Source organism: Zoogloea ramigera, assembly GCF_006539865.1.
GTDB lineage: Bacteria > Pseudomonadota > Gammaproteobacteria > Burkholderiales > Rhodocyclaceae > Zoogloea > Zoogloea ramigera.
The window spans coordinates 1-25,957 of record NZ_BJNV01000055.1 but is presented as its reverse complement, the minus strand read 5'-3'; the positions used below and the strand labels follow the sequence as shown (position 1 = coordinate 25,957).

General features: G+C 67.9%; 22 protein-coding genes. 12 read left to right on the top strand and 10 right to left on the bottom strand.

Going from position 1 to position 25,957, the window contains the following annotated elements; translation table 11 throughout:
• Positions 1-47: 47 nt before the first annotated feature.
• The 5 genes from ZRA01_RS14875 to ZRA01_RS14855 all read right to left on the bottom strand — a co-directional run bounded on the left by ZRA01_RS14875 (position 48) and on the right by ZRA01_RS14855 (position 5,950).
• Positions 48-1,685, bottom strand: a complete 1,638-nt coding sequence (locus ZRA01_RS14875) for an ATP-binding protein (RefSeq protein ID WP_170182985.1) — start codon at positions 1,683-1,685, stop codon at positions 48-50.
• A 212-nt stretch (positions 1,686-1,897) separates the two neighbouring features.
• A complete protein-coding gene (locus ZRA01_RS14870; protein WP_141353579.1) occupies positions 1,898-3,199 on the bottom strand; it encodes a dicarboxylate/amino acid:cation symporter in 1,302 nt (433 codons plus the stop codon).
• Between the two features lie 117 nt (positions 3,200-3,316).
• Entirely contained in the window at positions 3,317-4,015 is a 699-nt protein-coding gene (sfsA, locus tag ZRA01_RS14865) for a DNA/RNA nuclease SfsA (protein ID WP_141353578.1), read from the bottom strand.
• A complete protein-coding gene (locus ZRA01_RS14860) occupies positions 4,015-4,956 on the bottom strand; it encodes an AEC family transporter (protein WP_170182984.1) in 942 nt (313 codons plus the stop codon). The genes sfsA and ZRA01_RS14860 overlap by 1 nt, the downstream gene beginning before the upstream one ends.
• Positions 4,957-5,050: 94 nt before the next feature.
• Positions 5,051-5,950 (bottom strand): LysR family transcriptional regulator, encoded by a 900-nt coding sequence (locus ZRA01_RS14855; protein WP_141353574.1) that lies wholly within the window; start codon positions 5,948-5,950, stop codon positions 5,051-5,053.
• Between the two features lie 382 nt (positions 5,951-6,332).
• Here ZRA01_RS14855 and ZRA01_RS14850 point away from each other — a divergent pair, with 382 nt between their 5' ends.
• Positions 6,333-6,500: a hypothetical protein gene (locus ZRA01_RS14850; protein ID WP_141353572.1), complete on the top strand. Its 168-nt coding sequence runs from the start codon at positions 6,333-6,335 to the stop codon at positions 6,498-6,500.
• A gap of 253 nt (positions 6,501-6,753) precedes the next feature.
• Positions 6,754-8,988 carry an ankyrin repeat domain-containing protein gene (locus ZRA01_RS14840; protein ID WP_141353568.1) on the top strand — a complete coding sequence of 745 codons (2,235 nt, stop codon included), beginning with the start codon at positions 6,754-6,756 and terminating at the stop codon, positions 8,986-8,988.
• Between the two features lie 489 nt (positions 8,989-9,477).
• Here the strand turns inward: ZRA01_RS14840 and ZRA01_RS14835 are convergent, their stop codons facing one another.
• From ZRA01_RS14835 to ZRA01_RS14820, 4 genes are all read right to left on the bottom strand, one after another.
• On the bottom strand, positions 9,478-9,942 hold the full coding sequence (locus ZRA01_RS14835) for a hypothetical protein (RefSeq protein WP_141353566.1): 465 nt from the start codon (positions 9,940-9,942) through the stop codon (positions 9,478-9,480).
• A gap of 322 nt (positions 9,943-10,264) precedes the next feature.
• Positions 10,265-11,299 (bottom strand): 5-oxoprolinase subunit C family protein, encoded by a 1,035-nt coding sequence (locus ZRA01_RS14830; protein ID WP_141353564.1) that lies wholly within the window; start codon positions 11,297-11,299, stop codon positions 10,265-10,267.
• Entirely contained in the window at positions 11,296-12,012 is a 717-nt protein-coding gene (gene pxpB, locus ZRA01_RS14825) for a 5-oxoprolinase subunit PxpB (protein WP_141353562.1), read from the bottom strand. Before pxpB ends, ZRA01_RS14830 begins: the two co-directional genes overlap by 4 nt.
• A 3-nt stretch (positions 12,013-12,015) precedes the next feature.
• Positions 12,016-12,696: a DUF4197 domain-containing protein gene (locus tag ZRA01_RS14820; protein WP_141353560.1), complete on the bottom strand. Its 681-nt coding sequence runs from the start codon at positions 12,694-12,696 to the stop codon at positions 12,016-12,018.
• Positions 12,697-12,725: 29 nt separating this feature from the next.
• On the opposite strand from ZRA01_RS14820, the gene ZRA01_RS14815 reads away from it, so the two are divergent.
• From ZRA01_RS14815 to pdxH, 9 genes are all read left to right on the top strand, one after another.
• The gene (locus tag ZRA01_RS14815) at positions 12,726-13,220 is read left to right on the top strand and encodes a peroxiredoxin family protein (RefSeq protein WP_141353558.1); all 495 of its coding nucleotides are present in this window, start codon (positions 12,726-12,728) and stop codon (positions 13,218-13,220) included.
• Positions 13,217-14,455, top strand: coding sequence for an efflux RND transporter periplasmic adaptor subunit (locus tag ZRA01_RS14810; RefSeq protein ID WP_141353556.1), 1,239 nt, complete (start codon positions 13,217-13,219; stop codon positions 14,453-14,455). Before ZRA01_RS14815 ends, ZRA01_RS14810 begins: the two co-directional genes overlap by 4 nt.
• A 16-nt stretch (positions 14,456-14,471) precedes the next feature.
• A complete protein-coding gene (locus ZRA01_RS14805; RefSeq protein WP_141353554.1) occupies positions 14,472-15,692 on the top strand; it encodes an ABC transporter permease in 1,221 nt (406 codons plus the stop codon).
• On the top strand, positions 15,689-16,387 hold the full coding sequence (locus ZRA01_RS14800; RefSeq protein WP_141353552.1) for an ABC transporter ATP-binding protein: 699 nt from the start codon (positions 15,689-15,691) through the stop codon (positions 16,385-16,387). Before ZRA01_RS14805 ends, ZRA01_RS14800 begins: the two co-directional genes overlap by 4 nt.
• Positions 16,388-16,569: 182 nt before the next feature.
• Entirely contained in the window at positions 16,570-17,421 is an 852-nt protein-coding gene (locus ZRA01_RS14795; protein ID WP_141353550.1) for a J domain-containing protein, read from the top strand.
• Positions 17,422-17,513: 92 nt separating this feature from the next.
• Positions 17,514-18,971 (top strand): ATP-dependent RNA helicase DbpA, encoded by a 1,458-nt coding sequence (gene dbpA, locus ZRA01_RS14790; RefSeq protein ID WP_141353548.1) that lies wholly within the window; start codon positions 17,514-17,516, stop codon positions 18,969-18,971.
• 32 nt (positions 18,972-19,003) lie between these two features.
• Positions 19,004-19,654 carry a 5,6-dimethylbenzimidazole synthase gene (bluB, locus tag ZRA01_RS14785; RefSeq protein WP_141353546.1) on the top strand — a complete coding sequence of 217 codons (651 nt, stop codon included), beginning with the start codon at positions 19,004-19,006 and terminating at the stop codon, positions 19,652-19,654.
• Positions 19,655-19,738: 84 nt separating this feature from the next.
• Positions 19,739-20,647: a recombination-associated protein RdgC gene (locus ZRA01_RS14780; RefSeq protein WP_141353544.1), complete on the top strand. Its 909-nt coding sequence runs from the start codon at positions 19,739-19,741 to the stop codon at positions 20,645-20,647.
• A 75-nt stretch (positions 20,648-20,722) separates the two neighbouring features.
• Positions 20,723-21,370 carry a pyridoxamine 5'-phosphate oxidase gene (gene pdxH, locus ZRA01_RS14775; protein ID WP_141353542.1) on the top strand — a complete coding sequence of 216 codons (648 nt, stop codon included), beginning with the start codon at positions 20,723-20,725 and terminating at the stop codon, positions 21,368-21,370.
• 264 nt (positions 21,371-21,634) lie between these two features.
• On the opposite strand, the gene ZRA01_RS14765 is transcribed toward pdxH, so the two are convergent.
• The gene (locus ZRA01_RS14765; RefSeq protein WP_141353540.1) at positions 21,635-22,552 is read right to left on the bottom strand and encodes a viperin family antiviral radical SAM protein; all 918 of its coding nucleotides are present in this window, start codon (positions 22,550-22,552) and stop codon (positions 21,635-21,637) included.
• A gap of 151 nt (positions 22,553-22,703) precedes the next feature.
• Between ZRA01_RS14765 and ZRA01_RS14760 the strand changes: the two genes are divergently transcribed.
• Positions 22,704-25,403: an ankyrin repeat domain-containing protein gene (locus tag ZRA01_RS14760; protein ID WP_141353538.1), complete on the top strand. Its 2,700-nt coding sequence runs from the start codon at positions 22,704-22,706 to the stop codon at positions 25,401-25,403.
• The last annotated feature ends 554 nt before the right edge of the window (positions 25,404-25,957 follow it).

The window sequence follows — 25,957 nt, the reverse complement described above, 5'->3', positions numbered from 1 at the left end:
TTGCCCTCCTGGGGGGCGGGCGGGGCGGAGCCCGGCCCTGGGGACGCTCAGGAGACCGCCGGGGCGGCTTCGTTCGGTGCCACCGGAGCGGGGGCGACGGTGTGGCGCTCGATCGGCAGCTCGCACTTGAGCACGCCGTGGTTGGACGTCTCGGCCCACAGGCGGCCACCGTGGGAGTGCACGATGGCCCGGCTGATCGCCAGCCCCGACTGGCGCTTGCCCGAGCCGGACGGCGCGATGGGCTCGAAGAGGTGCAGCACCTGGTCGGGGGTGAGCCCCGAGCCGGAATCCTCGATGCGCAGGCAGACCCGGTCGTGGCCGTCCTTCCAGGCCGCCACCCAGATCCGCCGCGGCTGGCGCGGGCTGTCGGAGACGGCGTCGAAGGCGAAGCCGAGCAGGCTGCGCAGCACCACCTCGACCTGCAGGCGGTCGACCCGCAGCGTCAGGTCGGGCATGGTGGCGATGCGCAGGCGGATGCCGCTGCGCTCCGCCCGCAGCCGGTAGGGCGCGGCGGCGCTGTCGACCAGCTCGCCCAGGCTCACGCTCTCGAGCTCCGGCGAACCGCTGCGGAAGAAGCCCTGCAGGCGATGCACGACCTCGCTGGTGCGCGCCGATTCGCGCACCACGCAGCGGATCGCCGAATGCAGGCGCTCGCCCACCTCGCCCCGCTCGAGCAGCTGCTCGCAGGCGCCGGCATAGGCGCTGAGCGCGGTCAGCGGGTGGTGGAGCTCGTGGGTCAGAGTCGCGGCCATCTCGCCGGCGGCGGCCAGGCGCAGGCTCTGGCGCAGCTCCTGGCCGGTGCGGCGCTGTTCATCCACCGCCGCCGCCACGAAGAAACCCACCATCGCGATCGCCATCGCCAGAATCTGCAGCTCGGCCACCGACACCGCGTTGTAGTGCAGCAGGCGCATCGCCACGATGATGCCGACCTGCACGAAGGCCGCACACACGATGGCCCCGGCCATGCCCTGGCGCGCCGCCGCCCACACCACGGGCAGGAAGAGCAGGTAGAAGAGCTTGAAGCCGTTGTGGCCGCCGAGCCCGAAGGCGACCCACAGGGTGACGCCGGCCAGCAGCAAGTAGCCCAGGCTTTCGGGCCGCGCCACGGTGCGGCGCAAGAGGCCGCGGGCCCGCGGGCTGGTAAGCCACCACATCAGCGGCATCATGATCGAGATGCCGACCCCGTCGCCCACCCAGAAGCGCAGCAGGCCGATCCACCAGCGGGCCGGGGGCAGCAGCCCCACCACCCGCAGCGCAAATAGGTAGACCACGCTGATGAGAAAGGTGCCCACCGCCACCCGCCACCACCATGCAAAAAGCGTGCGCCGGTCGTTGAGCAGGGACGCGGCGGCCAGCCGGCGGGCCAGCAGCCGGCCAAGCAGGAAGTAACCCCCGGCCAGCACCAGCGCCGGCACCAGCGCCTGCCAGGTCGGCAGGCCGCCGCGGCGCATGGCCAGCTCGGCAACGACGACCGCGATGGTCAGCGGCAGCCAGGCGATCCGGCCCAGGCGGACGACCAGCACCAGCCCCAGGGCCGGCGCCGGGTTCCACGGGGTGATGTTGAGGCCGTGGAGCGGGTGGATGAAACTGGCCGCATCGAGTGCCACGTAGAGCCCAATGAAGCCGACAAGAAGAGGCAGGCGGCGGAGCCATTCCATGGCCGCGGCCCGGGTGTCATCGATCATCCGAGAGTGGAAACGCCGGCCCCGCAACGGGAGGCCGACCCAGAATATGTAAGATTGTATGTATTGTGACCGGCCGGGCCGCTTCGGCCAATGGCCCGCAGCCCTGATTCTGTGGGCATTTTCACCGAATGCCAAAAGGACTACGGGCCGACGTGACATGCGTCACGCCGGCCCGTGGGGGTCGCGCTCCGGCCGGGGCCGGAGGGTGGAGCTCAGTCGGCCGCGGGGGCCGGGCGGGTGTTCAGCGGCAGCGGGTCGCGAACCTCGCTGTTCAGGGCCAGCCGCATCTGCTCCATGTCGAGCTCGTTCTCGGAGCGCGACACCACTACCGTGGCCACCGCGTTGCCGATGATGTTGGTCAGCGCGCGGGCCTCGCTCATGAAGCGGTCGATGCCGAGGATCAGCGCCATGCCGGCGATGGGAATGCTCGGCACCACCGCCAGCGTCGAGGCCAGGGTGATGAAGCCGGCGCCGGTGATGCCGCTGGCACCCTTCGAGGTCAGCATCGCCACGCCGACGATGGTCAGCTCCTGCATCAGGGTGAGCTCGGTGTTGGTGGCCTGGGCGATGAAGAGCGCCGCCATCGTCATGTAGATGTTGGTGCCGTCGAGATTGAAGGAGTAGCCGGTGGGCACCACCAGGCCCACCACCGAACGGGAGCAGCCCATCTTCTCGAGCTTGTTCATCAGCTTGGGCAGGGCCGACTCCGACGAGCTGGTGCCCAGCACGATCAGCAGCTCTTCGCGGATGTACTTGATGAACTTGACGATGGAGAAGCCGGTGTAGCGGGCGATGGCGCCGAGCACCACAAAGATGAACAGGCCGCAGGTGAGGTAGAAGGCGCCCATCAGCTTGGCCATCGGCACCAGCGAACCCACACCGTACTTGCCGATCGTGAACGCCATCGCGCCGAAGGCACCCAGCGGGGCGAGCTTCATCACGCTATTGACGATGCCGAACAGCACGTGGGAGACCTGCTCGACGAAGTCGAACACCGGCTTGCCCTTCTCGCCCATCGCCGCCAGCGAGAAGCCGAACAGAATGGCGATCAGCAGCACCTGCAGGATGTCGCCCTTGGCGAAGGCGTCGATGAAGGTGTTGGGGATGATGTTGAGGATGAAGTCCACCGTCGACTGGGCGTGGGCCTTGGCCGTGAAACCATCGATGGCCTTGGTGTCGAGGGTGGAAAGATCAGCGTTGAAGCCTGCGCCCGGCTTGGCGATGTTGGCCACCAGGAGGCCGATCACCAGCGCCAGCGTGGACACCAGCTCGAAGTACAGCAGCGCCTTGCCGCCCACCCGGCCAACCTTCTTCATGTCCTGCATGCCGGCGATGCCGTGCACCACGGTGCAGAAGATCACCGGCGCGATGATCATCTTGACCAGCTTGATGAAGCCGTCACCCAGGGGCTTCAGATCGACCCCCAGCTTGGGCTCGAAATACCCCAGCAGCACGCCGCAGGCGATGGCGAACAGCACCTGCACGTACAGCACCTTGTAGAACGGCTTCTTCATGACGGCTTGTCTCCGGTTTTGTATTGATGGCGCGTATCTTGGCGCCATCACCGGAGGGCCGAAATTGTGTGCGTCCCCATTGGGGACGGCCCTATTGTGGAAAACCGGGGGCCCGCCTCAGCCCACCTCCAGCCGCCGCGTCAGCGCGATGCCCGCCGGCGACACCTCGGCCCCCAGGGCGATCACCTCGACGCCGGCGGCGCGGGCCTCGTCGAAGGCGCGGGCGTAGGCCGGGTCGATATGCCCGGCGGGGCGCACCGCGTCCACGTCGCCCCGCTGCACGCAGAACACCAGCACCGCCCGGTGGCCGGCGCCGACCATCGCGGCCATCTCGTTCAGGTGCTTCGTGCCGCGGGTGGTGACGGCATCCGGAAACCAGCCCACGCCGCCCTCCACCGCGGCGGTGACGTTCTTCACCTCCAGGTAGCAGTCGGCCCGGCCCGGGGACTGCAGCAGGAAGTCGATGCGGCTGCCCGCGCCGTACTTCACCTCGGGGCGGATCACCGCGTAGCCGGCCAGCTCCGCCACCCGGCCAGCCTCGATGGCCTCGCGCACCAGCCCGTTGCTGCGCCCGGTGTGCATCCCCACCACCACCCCGGGCAGCGCCTCGACGAGTTCCCAGGTCCAGGCCAGCTTGCGCGCCGGGTTGCTGGCCGGCGACAGCCACACCCGCATCCCCGGCTCGGCGCAGCCCAGCATCGAGCCGGTGTTGGGGCAATGGGCGGTGACGCGGCCGGCGGCGGTGTCCACGTCCGCCAGAAAGCGCTGGTAGCGGCGCACCAGGCGGCCTTCGACGAGGGGCTCGGCAAAGCGCATCAGCCGGCTCCCACGCCGATCAGCCACAGCGCCGCACTGATCGTGAAGAACGAGCACAGCGTGGCCGCGAACACCGCCGCCGCGCAGATCCCCTCGCGGCCGTAGCGCAGGCCGAGGATGGGGTACATGCTCATCATCGGCATCGCCGCGTTGAGGAGGACCGCGGTCTTCATCTGCGGGTCGGCGACCGGGAAGGCCTGCATCGCCACGAACACCGCCAGCGGGTGCACCAGCAGCTTGCCAGCCACCAGCAGCCCGAGGTCGCTGCCCATGCCCTTCAGGCTGAGCCCGGCCAGGGTGCCACCGATGCAGAACAGCGCCACCGGCGCCGAGGTGGACGCCAGCATCCCCACCGCCCGGCCGATCGGTGCCGGCAGCGCCACCCCGCCGGCCGCCCACGCCGCCCCCGCCGCGAGGCTCAGCAAAAAGGGGTTCTTGACCAGCCGCTCGACGATGCTGCGGAGCAGCACCGGCAGCGGCTGGCGCCCGCTCGCCGCGGCGTCGCCCAGCACGTAGAGGAGCGGGAACATCACCACGCTCTCGACCACCGCGTAGGCCGCCAGCGCCGCCCCGGCCTGCGGCCCGAAGAGCTGCAGCGCGATCGGGAAGCCGACGAAGCTGCTGTTGGCCATCGCCGTGCCCATCGAGAACACCGCGCCGGTGAGCAGGTCGCGGCGCTGCACGAAGCGCGTGAAGGCCAGCGTCAGCGCCACCATCAGCAGCGAACCCAGGCCGTAGGCGATGACCATGTCCCAGTGCAGCGCCTCGTCGAGGCGGCGCTCGGCCATGGTCTTGAAGAGCATCGCCGGCAACGCGAAATTGACCACGAAGGTGCCCAGCGGCCGGATGCCGGCCCGCTCCAGCAGGCCGGAACGCACCGCGGCGAAGCCGGTGCCGATGAGGAGGAAGATGGGGCCGGTGATGGCGAGGATTTCTAACACGGGGGCTCCGCGGGCAGAAGGAGGCCATGCCGCAGTGCGGCAAAGCGCCATTCTAGGGGCCGCCGCGCCGGCGATAAACCACGCCCCGCGCACATCACAGTTTGGGCTCGGCGAACAATTCGGCCAGCCAGTCGATGAACACCCGCACCCGCGGCGACAGGTGGCGGTTTTGCGGGTAGAGCACGGTGAGCGGCAGCGGCGGCGCACGGAAGCCCGCCAGCACCTCCACCAGCGTGCCCGCCGCCAGCTGGCGGGTGACGTGGTAGGCCGGCACCTGGACGATCCCGAAGCCCGCCTCGCAGGCCGCCACGTAGGCGTCGCCGTTATTCACCGCCACCGTGTAGGGCAGGCTGCGCGCCTCGACCCGGCCATCGACGGTGAACTCGAAGGGGATCGACTTGCCGGTGGAGGCCGACTGGTAATCCACCGCCCGGTGGCCGGCCAGATCGTCCAGCACCTGCGGCGTGCCGTGGCGGGCCAGGTAGGCGCGGCTCACGCAGCACACCTGGGGCAGCACCGTAAGGCGGCGCGCCACCAGCGACGAGTCGCGCAGCTCGCCGATCCGCAGCACGCAATCGACGCCCTCGCGGATCAGGTCGATCTGGCGGTCGGTGACGCTCACATCCACCTGGATCTGCGGGTAACGGGCGCAGAAATCCGGCAGCGCCGGGATCATCACCAGCCGCCCGAAGGACACCGACAGATCCACCTTGATGCGCCCCCGCGGCTGCCCGGCCGCCTGCGAGAAGGACGACTCCATCTCGTCCATGTCGGCCAGGATCGCCACGCAGCGCTGGTAATAGCCATCCCCGTCGAGGGTGGTGCGCACCTGGCGGGTGGTGCGCTGGAGCAGGCGCACCCCCAGGTGGGCCTCGAGCTGCTTGATGATCTGCGTCGCCGACGCCCGCGGCAGCCCCAGGTTCTCGGCAGCCCGGCTGAAACTACCCAGCTCGACGATGCGGGTGAACAGGCGCATGGCCTGGAAACGATCCACGGTGGGCCTTCAATTGTTTGGATGAAGCAAACAGTGTTGGCGAATCCAGCGCATTTATCAATCCAGGCATAACGGCGACAATCCGGGCTCGTGCTCAACACGATCGAGCTGCACCACCCGGGAACGCCTCCCGCCGCAACACCGCTCTCGCTTCCACCCCGCACACCCATGGTGTGCGGGGTGCTTTTTTTGGGGGTGGGAGGGGCTCCTACTCAGATCGCGACAGGCCTCGCTGGACGAGCGGGAGACTGGACCAGCCTCGCCTCTTCACGCGTGGGCATTTTTCAAAAATTCCTGACGCACTGCGCGGCAGACCCAGGCGCGATTCACTCCTAGGATGCAATCCGTTGCCGACGTGGCAACGTAACCGGAGATTTGAATCATGTCCAAAAAGTCCGCATCCACCCCCCGCACCCCGATGACACAAGGCGCAGCCAGCCGCATCCAGTCGGCCGAAGCCCGCAGCGCTGGCGGCCAGGTCAGCCCCCAGAGTTTCGCGGCACGCGCCCAGCGCACCGCGGCGCACAACACCACCCCCAAGAAACCGTAATCGGAGCGGCCTGGGCAGGGCAAGGACTGTCCAGGCCACGCGCAAACAAAATGACGTTAAGATTCTGCAAAGACAAGGACTTTGCCATCTTCATACGATCACTGGTAAAGCAGGGTTGGCAGTTCTGTCGCGGCGGCAGGCATGGAAAGCTTACATCGCCCTCGGGGCGACGCATTCCGGTGCCCTGCACCCCCAGTGATCACCGAGCGCTACGAAACTTTCAGCGGGACATCCGCAAACTGGAGCACCCCTCATGACTATCCAACCGACCACTGCAACACCCCCCTACCCCCGCCTGGGTGAGCTCTACAGCGCCCTGGCACAAGCGCTCGACACCAAGTCCAACAACCGCGATGTCGAGCGCCTGGCGAGGGAGGGAGACTCCGACTGGTCCCTGCTCTCCGACCTGCGGGAGGCTCTCATCCTCACCCCCCTGCGCAAATACGGTGCAGACGACGAGTTCATTCACCACCTGGATCAGTTCATAAAGCATGTTCACGCCAGCTACCTGAGGATCGTCTCAACGATTTCCCTGGACGGCATGAGCCGGGACGAGGCCTTGCCCATCCTGATCGAGCATTTCTTCGCCTTCCAGGCAATCGGTATCCTCAAAGCGGTCTGGACCGACGACGCCCCCGATCCGGCCGCATTCCTCAACCCGGAGAAATATCCGCTCGAAGTCGTCCTCGACTGGGCCGACGGCAGCCACACCCTCGGCAAGGCCGCCTTCCCGGACACAGCGGATCTCGACAACCGGGAAAAGGTGACGCGCTGGGCGAATGGCACCCAGTTGCCGGATCTCGGCAGCCTCAAGCTCTTCCTCGACGCCTTGGCGAAGAATGGAACCGATGCACAGCGGAAGAAGGTGCCCGGGCTTCGCAAGTGGCTACTCCTCGCCCGCGCCCTGACCTGGTTCGAACGCGAAGCCAACCCCTTGCACCTCCGGCAGATCATGAACCGGCATATCCGTAACGGGCACCAGCAGTGGGACATCGGCAAGATCCTGTCGCTGGCTGCCATCGAGGCGGGGAAGAAGCTGGAGATGCTCAAGGAGCCCTTTGGAAAACTCTTCGTCGGCCTGAGCCGTACGAAGCCCAAGGCCGACGGCGACCGCGCCCGAGCGGAGGCGGATCTGGCCGACTTCGCGGGGCAACTGGCCACCCACGACCCGGAAGGCCGAAGCCGTTACGCGCTCGAATGGTATCGGGGACGCTGGTATGTTCTTTCCGGCCAATGCGACAGGGCGCTTGAGCATTACCGACAGGCCGTGGCCCTTTCGGATTACCGGGCCGGCGCGACGTGGAAAGAGATCGTTGGCGAGGCCATGGCACTCGCCGGCTACCTGGGCAACGCCAAGCCTTTTCTAAAGCAGCTGAAGCATCGGGCCATCGCCCTGGAGCTGATGGCCACGCCCATGGATGAGAAAAAAGCCGTTGAAGATTGGGAGCTCGAAGAGCTTCGCAAACAGTTTCACCATCTGTTCCCCCCGCAAGGGCGCTTCGTCGAGGTGGAGCAGCCCAAAAACAAAATGGGTGCCCTGCCTTTCCTGATGTACGACACCGAATCCCTGGCCAAGCGGGCGCCGAACTACCGCAAGCCGGATCAGCGCGTCGGCGTTCGCACCGTCGACAATCAGATCCGGCGCTGGAGCCAGCTGTCGCGCCATGCGTCGTTCGGGTCCGTTGACGTCGTAAGGAGACTTCTCGAAAAAGGCGCCTCGGTCGATCTTCTGGACGACTCGGATGGCTCGGCCTTGCTCGGCGCCATCCAGAGGGCCGCCGACCGCAACGAGCGCGAGGTGCTCGACCTGCTGCTCGCCCATCCGCACAACATCAAAACCCTGAATCAGCGGACTGCCAGGAAGCGGCTGACGCCCTTGATCAGCGCGATCGACTACGGTGAGCCCGACGTCGTCGCGAAGCTCCTTGAAATGGGCGCTGACCCCAATCTGCGTGGCCATGTCGATGACCAGACCCCGCTTTATCTATGCATCCGGAACATGGGCGGCCAGCGGGCTGCCCAGTCAATCCGGACGATGGTGCTCAAGAGTCTCAGCGGCGATCGTGACGGGGTGGTGCGTGAGACCTTACGTCGATATGGCGTGGGCGTGGCGGGCGTGTTCGGTGACAAGCAATCGATGTTCGATGCGATGCGCAATCCGGCCGGGCATGAGATCTTCAAGGTCGTTACCGATCGGGTCGTCGACGACTTTCTCCGCCGCCACACCGTTGAAAAACAGCTCCAGATCGCCCGCAGCCTGCTGGCCCATGGAGCCAACCCGAACGCCAGCCATGCCTACCCTGCCGCCGGGCGGACGCCGCTGATGCTGGCGGTCGAGAACGACACCCCGGAGGCCGTCGAACTGCTGATGCAGCATGGGGGAGATCCCTTTGCCCGGGACGCGGCGGGGCATGATTGCCGGGTGCACGCAAACGGGTTCAGGTCGGGGAATGTCATCCAGCACTTCCAACAGATCGGCGTGATGTAAGCAGAAGCCCCGCCCAAGCGGCCTCCTGTCTGCCTGACTTCTACGCCCCCTCCAATGCCCCGCTTTGGGGTATGAAAGGGTATCCCGCCACCCTCCCGAGGGTCGCAGCGCCCCTTTGATGCCCCAAAACGGGGCGCAAAAGGGTATCTCGATACCCTCCCTTGCCCCGCGCCGACCCTCGGATGCCCCGCGCTGGGGCATCGAAGGGTATGGGGATACCCTCCGGAGGGTGTTCGCGCCCCTTCCTTGGGTCTCGGCGACCCTCCGGAGGGTCGCGGCGGGGCTCCGTTGGGGCGTGGACACCCTCGGGAGGGTATCCACGACCCTCCCGAGGGTCGCCGACACCCTTTTCTGGCGGGGCGCAGGGCAAGGGGGGCAGCCGGCAGGGCTGCGGCGGGGTGGTGGGAGGCAGCGCGGGCCGGGGCGCGGGCTGTCGTGACACGGCCCCGGTGGGCCGACCGGCGGGCGCCGGCCGGGTGGGTGGGGTGCTCAAGCAGTGCCGGCGTCCTTCTTGACGATCCGCGGGCGGCGGGCCGGGTAGGCGTCCTTCAGCGCGGCGAGGCCCTCGCTCTTGCCGTCGCTCTGCATGTGGCGGTAGCCCTCCAGGGCGGCCACCAGCGCGTCGCTGCCGAGGGCGGTGACGGTGTCGTCGAAGCGCGAGACGAGCTGCTGCAGGCGCAGCAGCGGGCCGCGCAGGGCGTCGAAGGTGGCCAGGTCACGCTGCATCTCGGCGAGGTCGAAGCTGGGGGGGAAGGCGTGGGGGTATTGCTCGAAGACGACCGTGGCCTGGCGGCAGAAGGGCTCGGTGCCGTCACCCAGCTTGGCGAGGCGGCGCAGCTCGTCGGGGGTGAGGGTGACGAAGGACTCGGTGAACTTCTCGATGCGGGTGATGGCGGCCTTGAGATCCTCGATCTCGGCCGGGGTGAAGACGAGGGATACCAGGTTCTGTTTCATGGCGGGCTCCGTGTGACGGTTTCTGGAATGTCGCGCCGAGCCAGCCGCAATGACGTGGCGATTCCGGCGCGCGCCTGCCATGGTATATGCATTTATCCGTCTCAGCTTGGCGAAAGCTCGATGGGGTGGCTCGCGCGCAAGAAGCTGGGGCTGTAGCGGTGACTTATGGGGGGGACATGTGGGGGCGACTTGAGTCGCCCGCGGAGGTCAAATCAAGGATCTGACCTGGTCTTGCCGGCTGAGGGCGACTGAAGTCGCCCCTATAACACCCCCGCATCGCGCACCGTGCTCGTCGCGGCATCCGCGACGGGGCCCCCGCCCCTCAGCCCTCCTCGTCTCCGCGCAGCGCGGCGCCGGCGAGGTTGGCGGCGAGGAGGGTTTCGGTGGGGATGTCGCCATGCCGGACGGCCGGGCGCAGGGTGGTTCGCCAGCCGGCGAGCAGGCGGGCCTGGGCGGCGCGAGCCTCTGCGGCATGGGTGGCGTCGACGGCCACAAAGCGGATCTCGGCGCCGGGCGGCAGGTGGGCCAGGCGCGGGAGGTCGGCGCGGATCACGGTGGCGATCTTGGGGTAGCCGCCGACGGTCTGGCAGTCGGCCAGCAGCACGATGGGCTGGCCGTCGGCGGGCACCTGGATCGCGCCGGGGGTGACGCCGTCCGAGACGATATCGGCGCCGCCCGGCACATGCACCAGGCGCGGGCCGGCGAGGCGCAGGCCCATGCGGTCGCGGGCGGGGGTGAGCGTCCACGGCTCGCTGTAAAAACTGGCGAGGGCGGCGGGGGTGAAGTGGTCGGCCTGGGGGCCGGGGATCACCCGGATGGCGCCACCCGGGTGCAGCAGGGGCGCGGCCTGCAAGGCGTGCTGCGGATCTCCGGCGAAGGGCGCGCAGGGCAGTCGGACGCCCGCCGCCAGGGCCCGCCCGTCGACGCCACCCAGCCCGGCGCGGGCGTAGGTGGCGCGGCTGCCGAGCATGGGCGGGGTGAGGAAGCCGCCGGCCACCGCCAGGTAGGCCACGCCCTGCGGGCGGCCCAGCTGCAGGCTGTCGCCCGGCTGCAGCACCGCCGCCGACCAGGCCGCGAGCCTCCGCACGTCACCCCCCACGCCAACGATGCGCCCGGCGAGTTCCCCCGCCAGCGCCACGCACACCGGCCCGCCCGTGGCACGCAGCGTGGGGCCGGCGAGCAGCACCTCCAGCCCCGCCGCACCCGCCAGGCTGCCGGCCAGGTGGTTGGCGGCGGCCAGCAGCAGCGGGTCGAGGGCCCCGGAGAGCGGTACGCCGATGCTGCGGTGGCCGGGCCGGCCGGCGTCCTGCACCGACACGCCGAGGCCGGCGGAGACGATCTCGAGGGCGGCGCTCATGGCAGCTCCGGCACGGTCTCGGTGATCTCGGCCGCCTCGGCGAGGCTGGCCACGGCCCTGAAGCGCACCCGGTCGCCCGCCGCCAGCAGGGCCGGGCGGGTGGCGTTGCCGGCATCGAACAGCCCTACCCCGGTGCGCCCGACGAGCCGCCAGCCGCCCGGGCTGTCCCAGGGGTAGATGGCCGCCATGCGCCCGGCGATGGCCAGCGAGCCGGCCGGCACGCGGGTGCGCGGGGTGGCGAGGCGCGGCATCTCGAGGGCCGCCGGCAGGCCGCCCAGGTAGGCAAAGCCGGGCAGGAAGCCGAGCATGTAAACGCTGAATTCGGTGGCGGTGAGGCGTTCGATCACCGCCTCGCGGGCGAGGCCGCAGTGGGCGGCGACGTCGGGTAGATCCGGCGCCAGCGCGTCGTCGAAGCACACCGGCAGCACCCAGCGCCGGCCGCTGGCGGCGGCCTCGTGGCCCGCCTGGGCCAGCGCCAGCAGGTCGGCGGCGAGGCGCGGCGGGTCGATGAGGTCGGGGTCGAAATGCACGGTGACCGAGCGGAAGGTGGGCACCCGCTCGATCACGCCGGGGATGGCGCAATCGGCCAGCGCTGCGGCAAAGCCGAGCACCCGGGCGTGGATTTCGGGGGCGATGCCGCCGCCGAACTCGACGGTGAAGGCGGCATCGCCCAGCGCCAGCAGGCGGGGGAAGCCTGCGGCGGGCGGGCTCAAGGCTTACTGCCCAAGCGCGCCGAAGGCCTTCTTGGCGAGGCCGGTGGCAGTGCCTAGCGGGTCCTTGCGGATCGCCCGCTCTTCCTCGGCGATCATCAGGAACAGGCCGTCGAGGGCCTTGCGGGTCACGTAGTTCTCGATCTTCAGCTCGTCGCCGCCCAGCCCGAAGCTGCCGGCCTTGCTGGCGATCTTGTTGTACTTGTCGGCCAGGGCCAGCTTGTCGGTGGTGGCCTTGACGGTGGGCAGGAAGGATTCGGCGAGCTGAGCCGAGGTCTTGTCCTTGAAGTACTGGGTGGCCGCGTCGTCGCCACCGGCGAGGATCTTCTTGGCGTCGTCCACGCTCATCTTCTTCACCGCATCCACCAGCAGCACCTTGGCCTTGGGTACGGCCTGCTCGGCGGCCTTGTTCATGGTGTCGACGAGGGCGTCGAGGTCCTTGCCGCGGCCCATGGTGCGCAGCATGCCCTCCACCGGCGCCAGGGTGGCGGGCAGGCCGATCTTCACTTTCGGGTTGTTGAGGAAACCTCCGTCGGTGCCGAGTTGTCCGACGGCTTTCGAAGCGCCCTGCACCAGCGCCTCGCGCAGGCCGCCGGAGGCGTCCTTGTCGGTGAGATCGGCGAGGCCCACGGCCCAGGCCTGACAGGAGATGACAAGCAGCAGCAAAGCTCTCAGAATCGCACGCACGGCAAACCTCTCTTTCCGGTAAGAAAACGATGTTCCTCAAGGCTATCACGCGCTTCCTGGCCCCGCTCCTCCTCGTTGCACTGGTCGGCGGCTGCAGCCAGCCGGCCACCCCGGACGTGAGCTTCACCACCCTCGACGGCCAGAGCAGCCGCCTCTCGGCGCTGCGCGGCAAGGTGGTGCTGGTTAACTTCTGGGCCACCACCTGCACCACCTGCGTGGCCGAGATGCCCAAGCTGGTGGACACCCACAACAAGTTCGCCGCCCAGGGCTTCGAGACCCTCGCCATCGCCATGAGCTACGACCCGCCCGACTACGTGCGCAACTACGCCCGCAACAACGCGCTGCCCTTCAAGGTGGCGGTGGATGCCAGCGGCGAGGCCGCCAAGGGCTTCGACGACGTGCGCCTGACGCCCACCACCTTCCTCATCGACAAGCGCGGCCAGGTGGTCCAGAAGTTCCTCGGCGAGCCCGACTTCGACAAGCTCCACGCCCGCATCGCCCAGCTGCTGGCCGAACCGGCGTGAGGCCGCGCAGCCTGGTCGTCGCGGCCCTCGCCATCGGCGGGGTGGCCGCGGTGCTGTTGTGGCCGAAGGGGCGTGAGGTGGACGTGGTGGCGGTGGCCCGCGGGCCGCTGGCCCAGTCGGTGGTGGCCACCGGGCGCATCGCCACGCCGGCGCGCATCGCCATCGGCAGCCCGCTGGCCGCCACGGTGCTGGAAGTCACGGTGCGCGAGGGCGACGTGGTGAAGCCCGGCCAGCTGCTGGCCCGCCTGCGCGCCGACGACGCCGCCGCGCTGGTGGCCCAGGCTGCCGCCGCGCAGGCCGAGGCCGAGGCGCGGCTCGTCCAGATCGAAAAGGTCGGCCAGCCGGTGGCCGCCCAGCAGCTCGCCCAGGCCGAAGCCAACCTCAAGGTGGCCGCCGCCGAGGCCGAGCGGGCCCGCCAGCTGGTGGCCCAGGGTTTCTACGCCCAGTCCAAGGCCGACGACGCGGCCCGCAACCAGGCCAACGCCGTCGCCGCGGCCAGCGCCGCCCGCGCCCAGCTGGCCGCCCAGCAGCCCGGCGGCACCGAACGCGAAGCCGCCCGGGCGCGCCTCGAGCAGGCCCGCGCCCAGCTCGCCAACGCCCGCGCCCGCGCCGCGCTGCTCACCCTCAGCGCCCCATCCGCCGGCACCGTGCTGACCCGCAAGGCCGAGCCCGGCGACGTGGCCAGCGCCGGCAAGGTGCTGCTGGAGCTGGCCGACGCCGGCGAGACGCGCATCCACGCCACCGTCGACGAAAAAAACCTGCGCCTCTTGAAGCCCGGCCAAATGGCCCGCGCGGTGGCCGACGCCTGGCCCGGCCAGCCCTTCGAGGCCGAGCTTTATTACCTCGCCCCGGCCGTCGACCCGCTGCGCGGCACCGTGGAGATCCGCTTCCGGGTGCCCAAACCGCCGGCTTTCCTGCGCCCCGACATGACGATCTCGGTGGAGACCGTCACCGGCAGGAAGGATTCGACCCTCGTGCTGCCCACCGAGGCGGTGCGCGAGCCCGACGGCGGCAAGCCGTGGGTGCTCGTCGCCAATGGCGGCACGGCCCAGCGCCGCGAGGTGCGTGTGGGCCTCGCCGGCGTCGGCAAGGTGGAGATCGTCGAGGGCCTCGCCGAGGGCGATCAGGCGATCCTGCCCGCCTCCGGCGCCCTGGATGGCGACAAGGTGCGCGTCCGCCCGCCCAAAGCGCCGCGCGTTGGCGGCCTGCAGGTGCCCCAGGGCATGACCAAGTGAGGCCCGGCCGCCCCTCATGAAACTCCGCCTCCCCTTCGCCCCCCTCGTCGCGCTGCGCTTTCTGCGCGAGGGGCGGATGCAGACCCTGCTGATCCTCGCCGGCACCACCGGCGGAGTGGCGGTGATCATCTTCCTGACACAGCTGATCAGCCAGCTGCAGGCGCAGATCATCGACCGGGTGCTGGGCAGCCAGGCCCACGTGGTGATCCGCCCCCTCGAAGAGGCCAACCGCCCGGCCATCGACGACGAGGGTTTCGCCCGCATCATCGAGCCCCGCGCCCAGCGCCTGCGCTCGGTTGACCAGTGGGAGAACATCGCCCGCCTGGCCGCCGACACACCGGGCGTCACCGCGGTGTCGCCGGTGGTCACCGGCCCGGCCTTCGCGCTGCGCGGGCAGGCCAGCAAGTCGGTGGCGCTGATGGGCGTCGACGCCGAGCGCTACCGGCGCATCGTGCGGATGGAGGAATACATGCTGGCCGGCCGCTTCGCCGTCGAGGGCCCGCGCACGGTGATCGGCAGCGAGCTGGCCAAGGACCTCGGCATCGGCCTCGAGGACAAGCTGCGGGTGGTGCTGCCCAACGGCCGCGACGAGCTGCTGGTGGTGGGCGGCATCTTCGACATCGGCAACCGCGACCTCAACCGGCGCTGGGTCTTCGTGACGCTGCCGCTGGCCCAGAGCCTGCTCGACCTGCCCGGCGGCGTCTCCAACCTCGACCTCACGGTGGCCGACATCTTCGACGCCCAGGCCGTCGCCGACCGTCTGCGCGGCGCCAGCGGCCTCACCGTCGACAGCTGGATGCAGACCAACGCCCAGCTGCTCGCCGCGCTGCGCAACCAGACGGTGTCGAACAACCTGATCCGCAGCTTCGTGATCATCATCGTGGCGCTGGGTATCGCCAGCGTGCTCGTCGTCAGCGTCGTCCAGAAGCAGAAGGAGATCGGCATCCTGCGCGCCATGGGCGCCAGCCGCGGCATGATCCTGCAGGTGTTCCTGATCCAGGGTGCGCTGGTGGGGGCGGTCGGCTCGGTGCTCGGCAGCCTGCTGGCCTTCACGCTGCTACAGGTGTTTTCGGCGATCTACCGCAACGCCGACGGCACGCCGCTGTTCTCGGCCCAGCTCGAGCCGCGCTTCATCGTCGCCGCGGCCCTCGTCGCCACCGTGGTCGGGCTCGCCTCGGCATTGATCCCGGCCCGCCGCGCCGCGCGCATGGACCCGGTGCAGGCGATCCGCTCATGAGCGAAGCCCCCGTCATCCAGCTCGAAGGCCTCACCAAGGCCTACAACGTGGGCACGCCGGTCGAGACCGAGGTGCTGCACGGCCTCGACCTGAGCCTCGCGCAGGGCGAATTCGCCGCGCTGATCGGCCCGTCGGGCTCCGGCAAGAGCACCCTGCTCAACATCATCGGCCTCCTCGAGCGGCCCACCGGCGGGCGGCTCAGCATCGCCGGGCGCGACACCGCCAGCCTCTCCGAGGCCGAGATCACCGCGCTTCGCGGGCGCAGCATCGGCTTCGTGTTCCAGTTCCACCACCTGCTGCCGGCCTTCAGCGCCCTCGAGAACGTGACCCTGCCGGCCATCATCGCCCGCGGCGTCTCCGACGACGAGGCCGAGGCCACCGCGCTGCAGCTGCTCGACGCGGTCGGCCTCAAGGCCCACGCCCACAAGAAGCCCGGCGAGCTCTCCGGCGGCCAGCAGCAGCGCGTCGCCATCGCCCGCGCGCTGGCCCTCAAGCCGCGCCTGATCCTCGCCGACGAGCCCACCGGCAACCTCGACACCCACACCGCCGACGACATCTTCGCGCTGCTCCGGGCCTTCAACCGCGACACGCGCTGCGCCTGCCTCATCGTCACCCACGACCCCCGCCTGGCCGCCCGCTGCGACCGGGTGGTGCAGCTGGTGGACGGACGGATCGCCGAGGACCGGGGCGCCTGACGCCTGGCCCCTGCCCGGGCCGCCGGGGGCAGCTTATTCCCCTGCCCTGCGCTGAAATGACACGCGCGCTTCGTATGCATAACCCGGTCGACTGAGACTTTCACCCGCTTTTTTGTGGGCACCCGTCTCTATAATCGGTGAGACTTCGTTTCCGCGCCCCGCTGTCGCCAGTGCCTTCACCGATGAACGCCACCGCCACCCTCTATGACGTGCTCGGCTTGCCCCCCACGGCGAGCGAGGGCGACATCCACGCCGCCCACATGCGCCTGGTGCGTCATTACCAGAATGGCATCCACGGCCTGTCGGGGGCCGAAGCAGACCAGCGCATCCAGGCCATCAAGGGCGCCTGGTGGACCCTCTCCGACCCCGGCCGTCGCCTCGCCTACGACACCGGCCTGGCAGCCGCCCAGGCGCTGGCCACGGCTGCCGGCCAGCCCCCTGCCTCCGAGGCCAGCCCCGCTGCGCCGGCCGCCGAGCTCCCCCCGCTGGGGGTTCTGCCGCCGGTGATCGAAGTAGAGCTGAAATCTGCCAAGCGCTCGCCGCTGCGCATCATGCTCGGCGTGATCGGCTCGCTGATGATTGTCGGCCTCATCCTGCAGATCTTCTTCTCGGTGTTTGCCTTCCGCCAGGTTGCCGGCAGCGGCGACGCGGCCCTCGAGGCCCAGCAACGGCTCATCGACGCCGAACGCCGCCAGACCTACGGCGACCTCACCGACAAGGAGATCGCCGAGCTTGAACACAACTCGGTGCTGCAGCGCGAAGAAAACCGCGCGCTGGAAGAAGATCGGCGCAAGGAGCAGGCGAAGAAGCAGGAGGAATACGCCCGCGAACGCGCCCTCCGCGAGCGCAAGAACTACGCCGACCAGGTCTCCAACGAGCTGCGCATGCAGGAGGCGATGGACAAGCAGAAGGCCAACTGGGAGCGCCAGCAGCAAGAAGCCCAGGCCCGCCGCGAGCAGGCCGAGGAAGACGCCCGCATCCAGCAGCGCCTGGCCCGCGAACGGGAGCAGTGGCGGCGCGAACTGCAGCGCTGAGGCCTGGCCGGGGCCCGTTTTTCACCACCGCGCCGGCCCCGTCCGCGTAAAACAGTCGCGGCCGCAGGGCCCGGTTGAGGGGATAATCCGGCATGACCTCGACTCCCCCCCTGCAGCCGGAGGCGCCCGCCGCCGACGCCACCTTCGTCCCGCCGCCCGCCCCCGTGGTGGCCGCGCCCTTCGAACAACTCGGCCTGGCCGCCCCGGTGCTGGCCAACCTGGCCCGCCTCGGCTACCACCAGATGACGCCGATCCAGGCCGCCAGCCTGCCGGTGGCGCTAGCCGGCAACGACCTCATCGCCCAGGCCAAAACCGGCAGCGGCAAGACCGCCGCCTTCGGCCTGCCCCTGCTGCAGCGCCTCGACCCGCGCAACTTTGCGGTACAGGCGATGGTGCTGTGCCCGACCCGCGAGCTCGCCGAGCAGGTGAGCCAGGAGATCCGCCGCCTCGCCCGCTTCGAAGAGAACATCAAGGTGCTCACCCTGTGCGGCGGCAGCCCGATCCGCCCCCAGGCCGACAGCCTCGCCCACGGCGCCCACGTGGTGGTGGGCACGCCGGGCCGGCTGATGGACCACCTCTCCCGCGGCAGCCTGCAGCTCGACGCCCTCGCCACGCTGGTGCTCGACGAGGCCGACCGGATGCTCGACATGGGCTTCTTCGACGACATCGCCTACGTCGCCAAGGCCTGCCCGAAAGCCCGCCAGACCCTGCTCTTCTCGGCCACCTACCCCGAGGGCGTGGTGCGCCTGGCGCGCCAGTTCATGCGCCAGCCCCAGGAGATCGCCCTGGCCGGCCAGCACGAGGCCGACAAGATCCGCCAGCGCTTCTATGAGGTCGCCCACGACCAGCGCCTCCACGCCGTCGGCCTGCTGCTGCGCCACTACCGGCCGGTGAGCACCCTGGCCTTCTGCAACACCAAGCAGCAATGCCGCGACCTCATCGACGTGCTCCACGCCGAGGGCTTCCACGTGCTCGCGCTGCACGGCGAGCTCGACCAGCGCGACCGCGACCAGGTGATGGTGCAGTTCGCCAACCGCAGCTGCTCGGTGCTGGTGGCCACCGACGTGGCCGCCCGCGGCCTCGACATCGCCAAGCTCGAGGCGGTGATCAACGTGGACGTGACCCCCGACCCCGAGGTGCATGTCCACCGTATCGGCCGCACCGGCCGCGCCGACGAGAACGGCTGGGCGCTCAGCCTGGTCGGCCCCTCCGAGAAAAACCGCGTCGCCGCCATCGCCCGCGCCAACGGCTTCGAGCCCCAGTGGGAATCCCTCGCCGAGCTCCACGCCGAAGACCAGCCGGTACCCCAGCCGCCGATGGTCACGCTACAGATCCTCGGCGGGCGCAAAGAAAAGATCCGCCCCGGCGACGTGCTCGGCGCGCTCACCGGCGAGGCCGGCTTCACCTCCAGCCAGATCGGCAAGATCAACGTGAACGAGCAATCCACCTACGTGGCGGTCGAGCGCGGCATCGCCCGCCAGGCCCTCAAGCGCCTGCAGGACGGCAAGATCAAGGGTAAGAAAGTGCGCGTGCGGCTGCTCGACGAGTAAACTGCCGGCTCCGTCCGAACACAGCTAACGCCATGGCCGACCACCGCTTTTCCGACCCGGAGATCGCCGCCGTCTACCGGGCCATCGCCGAGCGGCGCGACATGCGCCACTTCCGCCCCGACCCCGTCGCCCCGGCCCTGCTGCAGCGCCTGCTGTGGGCCGCCCACCACGCGCCCAGCGTCGGCTTCATGCAGCCGTGGCGCTTCATCCGCGTCACGAGCCGGGCCCTGCGCGAGCAGATGCACGCGCTGGTAGAAACCGAACGCCAGGCCACCGCCCAGGCGCTGGGCGAGCGCCAGGACGACTTCATGCGGCTGAAGGTGGAAGGCCTGCTCGACGCCGGCGAGGTGGTCGTGGTGGCGCTGGCCGACGAGCGCGAGAAGCACATCTTCGGCCGCCGCACGCTGCCCGAGATGGACCTCGCCTCGGTGGCCTGCGCGATCCAGAACATGTGGCTGGCGGCCCGCGCCGAAGGCATCGGGCTGGGCTGGGTGTCGATCTTCGACCCCGTCGAGCTCGCCCGCCTGCTGGGCATGCCGGCCGGCGCCCGCCCGGTGGCGATCCTGTGCATCGGCCACGTCGAGGCCTTCTACCCGCGGCCCATGCTCGAGATGGAACAATGGGCCGAGCGCATGCCCATCGACAGCGTGATGGCCGAAAACAGCTGGCCGACGGGCGCCTGAAGGCCCCCGCTTTTCCGGGCTGGCGGCCGGCCCGGCAATCGCTACAATGCCGCCTCTTTTCCCTCAGCACGAAAGCTTCAAGCCATGTGGTTCAAGAATCTGCAGATCTACCGCCTCCCCGTAAACTGGGGCCTCACCGCCGACACGCTGCAGGAAAAGCTCGCCGCCCATCCCTTCCAGCCCTGCGGCAGCCAGGACATGGCGAGCCGCGGCTGGAGCTCGCCCACCAAGGACGACCGCTTCGTACTGGCCGTGGGCGGCCACTACCTGGTGGCGCTGGCCGTCGAACAGAAGCTGCTGCCCTCGTCGGTGGTCAATGAGGTCGCCGCCGACAAGGCCGAGGCCATCGAGGCCCAGCAGGGCTTCAAGCCCGGCCGCAAGCAGATGAAGGAGATCAAGGAGGCCGTGCTGCAGGAGCTGCTGCCCCGCGCCTTCACGCGCCGCCGCAAGGTGTTCACCTGGATCGACCCGGTGGGCGGCTGGCTGGTGATCGACGCCGCCAGCCCGGCCCGCGCCGAGGAGATCCTCGACGCCCTGCGCGACAGCCTCGACGAGCTGCCGGTGAAGATGGTCAAGACCCAGCAGTCGCCGGTGTCGGTGATGACCGCCTGGCTGGCCGCCAACGAAGCCACCGGCAACTTCACCATCGATCTCGACTGCGAGCTGCGCGCCGTCACCGACGAGAAGGCCGCCGTGCGCTACGTGCGCCACGCCCTCGACGGCCAGGACATCCAGGACCACCTGGCCGCCGGCAAGCTGCCCACCCGCCTGGCGATGACCTTCGACGACCGCGTGAGCTTCATCCTCACCGAGAAGATGGAGATCAAGCGCGTCGCCTTCCTCGACGTGATCAAGGAAGAAGCCGAAAAGCAGGCCGACGCCGCCGACATGCAGATGGAAGCCGACTTCGCGCTGATGAGCGGCGAACTCTCGCGCCTGATCCCGGCTCTGATCGAAGTGCTGGGCGGCGAACAGCCGGACGGCGTGATCTGATTTGGGGAGTGGGAAACCCACCCCTCCATTTCCCACTCCCAACTACCCAATATCCACTTCCCCGGAGCCCCCCCGATGAGCAAGGACACCTCCCTCGCCGACCTGCGCAAGAGCTACGAGCAGGGCAGCCTCGACGATGCCGACCTGGCCGGCGAACCCCTCGCCCAATTCGGCGCCTGGCTCGCCGAGGCCCTCGACAAGGGCCTCCCCGAGCCCAACGCGATGACCGTCGCCACGGTGGGTGCCGACGGCCGGCCGTCCACGCGGCCAGTGCTCATCAAGGGCTACAACGAGCGGGGCATCGTCTGGTTCACCAACTACGCCAGCCGCAAGGGCGCCGAGCTTGCGGCCCACCCCTTCGCCGCGCTGCAATTCCACTGGGTCGAGCTGGAGCGCGTGGTGCGCATCGAAGGCCGGGTCAGCAAGGTTTCCGACGAGGAATCCGACGCCTACTTCGCCAGCCGCCCGCTGTCCCACCGCATCGGCGCCTGGGCCTCGCCCCAGAGCGAAGCCATCGCCAACCGCGCGGTGATCGTGGCCCGCGCCGCCGAATACGGCCTCAAGTTCGGCCTGAAGCCCCCCCGCCCACCCCACTGGGGCGGCTACCGGCTCACGCCGGACTACTGGGAATTCTGGCAGGGCCGCCCCTCGCGCCTGCATGATCGCTACGCCTACCGGCGGCAGGAGGATGGGCGTTGGGAGCGGGAGAGGCTGGCGCCGTAGGAGCAGGAGGCGATCCGCTCGCCCCACGAACGGGTTGTCGCTTCGTCCGGGTCCCTGTGGCCGTCTCCTGGAACGAGAGTGCATTTCGTAAGTCACGTCTGAAATTCTGGAATGCGCGCCGATCGCTCGGCGTACAGCCAATCGTGAGGGTTGGATGGCCCGATGGCGCCTGTAGTCGCCCATGCCTACCGCCACGCCAGTAGGTCCAGCCGTCCTTGACGAGCTTCTGGACGAGGGCGTTGATCTCCTTGGCGGCGGAGTACTTCATTCGAAAGCCTCCGCCAACGTGTAGCGTTGGAAATATCTGGCAGGAGACAGCTGGATGTGACTGAAGGCTGCGGCTGCGCCGATATCCAGGATTGGCGGGCTGTAGTGGTAACCACGACGGGTCGGAGAGTTCTGAAAGAAGCGCCCATCCGGGTCGATCATGATGTAGGACTCACTCATGTCGGTGTTGTCTTCGACATACATGGGGAGGTCAGCCGAGCGGTGCCGACTCACGAAGGCATCGAATTGCATCGTTGAGACGGCAAGTTCGTCGGTGACGCTGGGTAGCATCCGCAAGACTTTCCACTTTTCCGGGGCAAGTGTGCGGAGCAGTGGCGCCATGTCCTCACGGTGGTTCAGGGCATTGACGACGGTGTTGATCTTGAGGCGCAGCGCCGGATTCAGCTGCCGGCCAAGGGCAATCACCCGGGTGAGCGCGGTCGGCTCCAGGCGATGGCGGTGCCGATCTTCCCTACCGATTTGCTGGTTTCGCAGAGCATCAGCCGAATCGATGCTGATCCCAAGCACCGATAGCAGGCCCGCCAGCTCGCCCATCAGATCGTGATCCAGGCGGCTGGCGTTGGTGATGATCGAGACGGCAAAACCCAGCCGGCGCGCCTCGTTGGCGATGCGCAGCACCTCCCGGCGGTACAGCAGGGGTTCGCCGCCGGCGAGGTTAAGGCGCAGGGATTTCCAATCCAGTGCCTGATTCAGTGGATTGCGCGAGTTGCCCGGCCGGAAGAAGGCAGCCAGTTCTTCCAGCAGCTTCGTGCTGCGGGACTGGTCGTGGATCAGTTCGCGTCGGTTGCTTGCCTTGTCCCACTTTGCGTAGCAGTAACGGCAGCGGTAGTTGCAGGCTTCGGTGATGTGCCAGTTGATGACGAGTTCGTTATCGGGGGCTGAGTGGCGGGTCACGACGAGACTCCGGTGATGAGCGAAGCCCCACTGTGCCGGGCCTCTTCGGCTACCTCAACCAGACGACAGGGGGGGGACGTGACGTTTCACTGGCCCGAGGGAGACAGCTCCGACATACTTCTCAACGTCATCAACCAACCCGAACTTCATCATGGCAGCCATCCCGAATTTTGAAACCCTCCTGCTGGAGATCCGGAAAAGTCTTAGGCTCAAGAACCGTCACTCCACCGATAAGAACGAGGATTTCCGCGCCTACGGTCTGTTGCTCACAACTCACCGTGCAATGATGGCCGCCGAGCTCGATGCCATCTTCGAGGCCCTCGAGATGGATCCCGCAGCCCGACGGGATGTCAGCTTCAACATTCTGAGCTGGGTGAATTTCAATCAGGCCTTGGCTCAGAATATCTGGACCTGCCAGGCGAGCCCGCAACAGGTTGTATGGCACATGAGCGCGTACAGCTATGCGCCTGCGCTGGGGAGGTTGGTCGCCAACTGGAATCTGGGGCAAGCGTTCGACGCCGGCATGCCCGGTGGAGAGTTCTGGTTCCTGCCCATGCTGGACGAGAGCCGGACGCGGGTCAGTTTGCCGGTGCAGCACGTGCTGGCGTGGCTGATGGATCTCGTCGGCCTGCCCATGGATGAACTCAAGAAGGATGTCGGCGGAGCGCGGGCCAAGCGTGCCGATGCCCAAGACTCGATGGAGCGCTCGCTCTACCACTGGAAGGCCGGCGAGACACTGTTGGATGCCAAGTCGATCGAAAAGTACTTTCCGGATGATGCGTCACTGCGTTTCGATGGCACGTTCGAACCGGCAGCCGGGCTAACGGATGCCGAGCGTTTTGGGGCTGCACTGGCTTTTGTGGCGCAGAAAGGCATGGATGCCGAGCAACTGAGAGCGCAGATCCCGATGACCCAGCCTGGCCGGCTTGAAGCGATTCTCGCCGGAACCGCGACAGACGATGAGCAGCAGCTCTTCGTAGATCGCCTTGCCACGCGCTATGCCAGACCGGCGATGCACATTGTCCGCCAGCGGCTGCGCGTCGCACGCATGATGCAGGACGGCTATGAGCGGCTGGTCAAGTTCCTGTGCCCCGGGGTGGAGGCGACCTGCCCCGATCCTTACCGCAACAAGGTCTTGCAACTGTTGGAGCTCTTCAAGGCAGTCTTCAACCTGACGATTGAAGCCCACAAACACGGCACAAACGTGCAGGAAGAGAACGAGTGGTTTGAAGCGCAGATCCCGCCTCTGGACGCAGCCACCCTGTTCCTCTCGATCCTGCCGTCCCGTTTCGGCACGGCCTACCAAGAGCTGGGTGGGTTCCTGACACGGCGTTTCGCAGAGTTGGAGCCCGATGCGCCCCTGGCGGATCTGGTGCCCGTGACCGAGAAGGAGCTGCCGCGTATCGCCGCGTCTCGACTGCAACAGCTCGCCTCCGACCGGGTGAAGGATCGGCAAGTCGAACAAGTGCTGGACCGTATTCGCCGCTCGTCGGCGTGGCGCATTCTTCAGTCTGTAGACGATTACTGGGTCGTCAGTCAGGTGGCGCAAACCGCAAGCCTGCCGCCCAAGGCCCGTGCGGTAGCCACCAAGCGGATGCGTGAACTGGCACCGACGCCGTGGCATGCAATAGGCGCTGTCTTGATCGACCTCCACATGGCGTTCGACACCGAGGGCCGCGACCGGCCAAAAGACCTCGAACAGCATGTCGAGAGCTTGCTTGCCGAGGCAGAGGCCAGCCCGGCCCGCGAGGCGTACGCCTCCGTTCTGCTGCAGTACCGCGCCAAACATCATCTCGCGCGCAATGATTTCGAAGCTGCCAAAAAACTCTTCCGTGAGGCGCTCGACGCGGGGGCAGACCAACAGTTTGGCCCGTCGCGTGGCGAAATCGCGCGGGATCTACTGGCCATCGAAGTGGCGGATAGCCGGCTCGTTCCGGGCAACCACGAGAAGCCCTACCGCCACATGCTCGCGAATGGAATGATCGAGGGCGCAGAGGCATCCCTCGAGAACGTCGCGGCAGGAGCCGCCGAATACTTCTGGGATACGCTCTACCGGCCCTATCCTTCTTACTCCTCAAGGAGGCCAATAGCTGCGGAGCAGGCCCGCAAGATCATCGGCGAAACCATGGGCTTGATCGAGTGTGCCGACTGGGAGGGGCTGCGCGTCTGGTTGAAGCGCAACGCCGGCAACTTCTGTAAGAAGCGGCTCAGGGATGTGCGCGGCGATAGCGTCCTGATGATCTGGCTGAAGATGCTTCATACGTTTGAAGATAAATTGCCGGAGCTGGCTGTTCAGGTGCCTGCGGAGCTTCAAGGAGACGTAGCCAAGATGAAGGCGCACGTCGTCAAGCGGCGCCAGGCTATCTATCTGCTGATCGACAATTGGCCTGAGCAGGCGAACTTGCAGGATTTCAAAGGGCAGACGGCGCTGATGCTGGCAGCAGATCGAGGTGACCTGCCGATGGTGAAGGTCCTTCTCGAAGCCGGGGCTGATCTGAACATCCAGGACTACCTGGGCCGGACGGCCCTCCACTCGGCGGTCACAGGGGCATCGCCGGATTGTGTGTCAGCCATTCTCGCTCGGGGCCCGGACCTCACCCGGGTGTCGACCGCCGAGGGCAATAGCGCCCTTCACACGGCAGTCAGGATGGGATACCCAGCCACCGTGAAGCTGCTGAAGATTCCCGAACTCGTCGAGCGGACCAATCACGCCTACCTGACGCCCGTGCAGATGATGGCCGATATTCTTGACGATCTGTCAGGTTGGCGGGATTTGATGCGGAGGAAGAAACGGAAGACCGGGACCGATGCCGATTATCGGGAATGTGCGGCTGAACTCGGCCTGAGGTAAAAGGGGTGGATGGCGAACTGGCGGGCAGTCATGATCGTCTGCCGAGCCAGCTCTCACCGCCCTCCTGTTTCGTCATCCTCGCTGAAGGGCTCACCTGCGGGGATCTTTCGGGAAGGGCGCTTGCCCCCCGGACGACGGCAACCCCACCTCAGTGCAGCACCGCCCCTCGAAGCGGGCCTTGCCGGTAGAGAGGAAGCACGTGAATTACCTCCCTCGTCAGTCCGTGCCTGAGGCTCCAGCATCCGATTCGGCACGTGCTGGACATGACCTCGGCGGACGGCGACGAGTTTGCCTTCACCCTCTTCAAACATCTCGCGCAGATGTGATGACACAACAGTCTCTAACGAGGCACTGCGGAGTCAAACGGCCACCAACATTGACAAAACGGTGACACTTTGGCACCATACGTTTGCCTAGCTAATAACTTGTTTGGCGTTGCGTGAAGGGTCCGATCAAAATCGCGAACTCGCTGACTACTCGAACTCGCTGACTACTCGAACTCGCTGACTACTCGAACTCGCTGACTACTCGAACTCGCTGACTACTCGAACTCG

Excerpts from the sequence above, each read along its gene's own strand:
- ZRA01_RS14875 (WP_170182985.1), bottom strand. The coding sequence starts at position 1,685 with ATGATCGATGACACCCGGGCCGCGGCCATGGAATGGCTCCGCCGCCTG.
- ZRA01_RS14870 (WP_141353579.1), bottom strand. The coding sequence starts at position 3,199 with ATGAAGAAGCCGTTCTACAAGGTGCTGTACGTGCAGGTGCTGTTCGCC.
- sfsA (WP_141353578.1), bottom strand. The coding sequence starts at position 4,015 with ATGCGCTTTGCCGAGCCCCTCGTCGAAGGCCGCCTGGTGCGCCGCTAC.
- ZRA01_RS14850 (WP_141353572.1), top strand. The coding sequence starts at position 6,333 with ATGTCCAAAAAGTCCGCATCCACCCCCCGCACCCCGATGACACAAGGC.
- ZRA01_RS14840 (WP_141353568.1), top strand. The coding sequence starts at position 6,754 with ATGACTATCCAACCGACCACTGCAACACCCCCCTACCCCCGCCTGGGT.
- ZRA01_RS14835 (WP_141353566.1), bottom strand. The coding sequence starts at position 9,942 with ATGAAACAGAACCTGGTATCCCTCGTCTTCACCCCGGCCGAGATCGAG.
- ZRA01_RS14830 (WP_141353564.1), bottom strand. The coding sequence starts at position 11,299 with ATGAGCGCCGCCCTCGAGATCGTCTCCGCCGGCCTCGGCGTGTCGGTG.
- ZRA01_RS14815 (WP_141353558.1), top strand. The coding sequence starts at position 12,726 with ATGTTCCTCAAGGCTATCACGCGCTTCCTGGCCCCGCTCCTCCTCGTT.
- ZRA01_RS14805 (WP_141353554.1), top strand. The coding sequence starts at position 14,472 with ATGAAACTCCGCCTCCCCTTCGCCCCCCTCGTCGCGCTGCGCTTTCTG.
- ZRA01_RS14800 (WP_141353552.1), top strand. The coding sequence starts at position 15,689 with ATGAGCGAAGCCCCCGTCATCCAGCTCGAAGGCCTCACCAAGGCCTAC.
- ZRA01_RS14795 (WP_141353550.1), top strand. The coding sequence starts at position 16,570 with ATGAACGCCACCGCCACCCTCTATGACGTGCTCGGCTTGCCCCCCACG.
- dbpA (WP_141353548.1), top strand. The coding sequence starts at position 17,514 with ATGACCTCGACTCCCCCCCTGCAGCCGGAGGCGCCCGCCGCCGACGCC.
- bluB (WP_141353546.1), top strand. The coding sequence starts at position 19,004 with ATGGCCGACCACCGCTTTTCCGACCCGGAGATCGCCGCCGTCTACCGG.
- ZRA01_RS14780 (WP_141353544.1), top strand. The coding sequence starts at position 19,739 with ATGTGGTTCAAGAATCTGCAGATCTACCGCCTCCCCGTAAACTGGGGC.
- pdxH (WP_141353542.1), top strand. The coding sequence starts at position 20,723 with ATGAGCAAGGACACCTCCCTCGCCGACCTGCGCAAGAGCTACGAGCAG.
- ZRA01_RS14760 (WP_141353538.1), top strand. The coding sequence starts at position 22,704 with ATGGCAGCCATCCCGAATTTTGAAACCCTCCTGCTGGAGATCCGGAAA.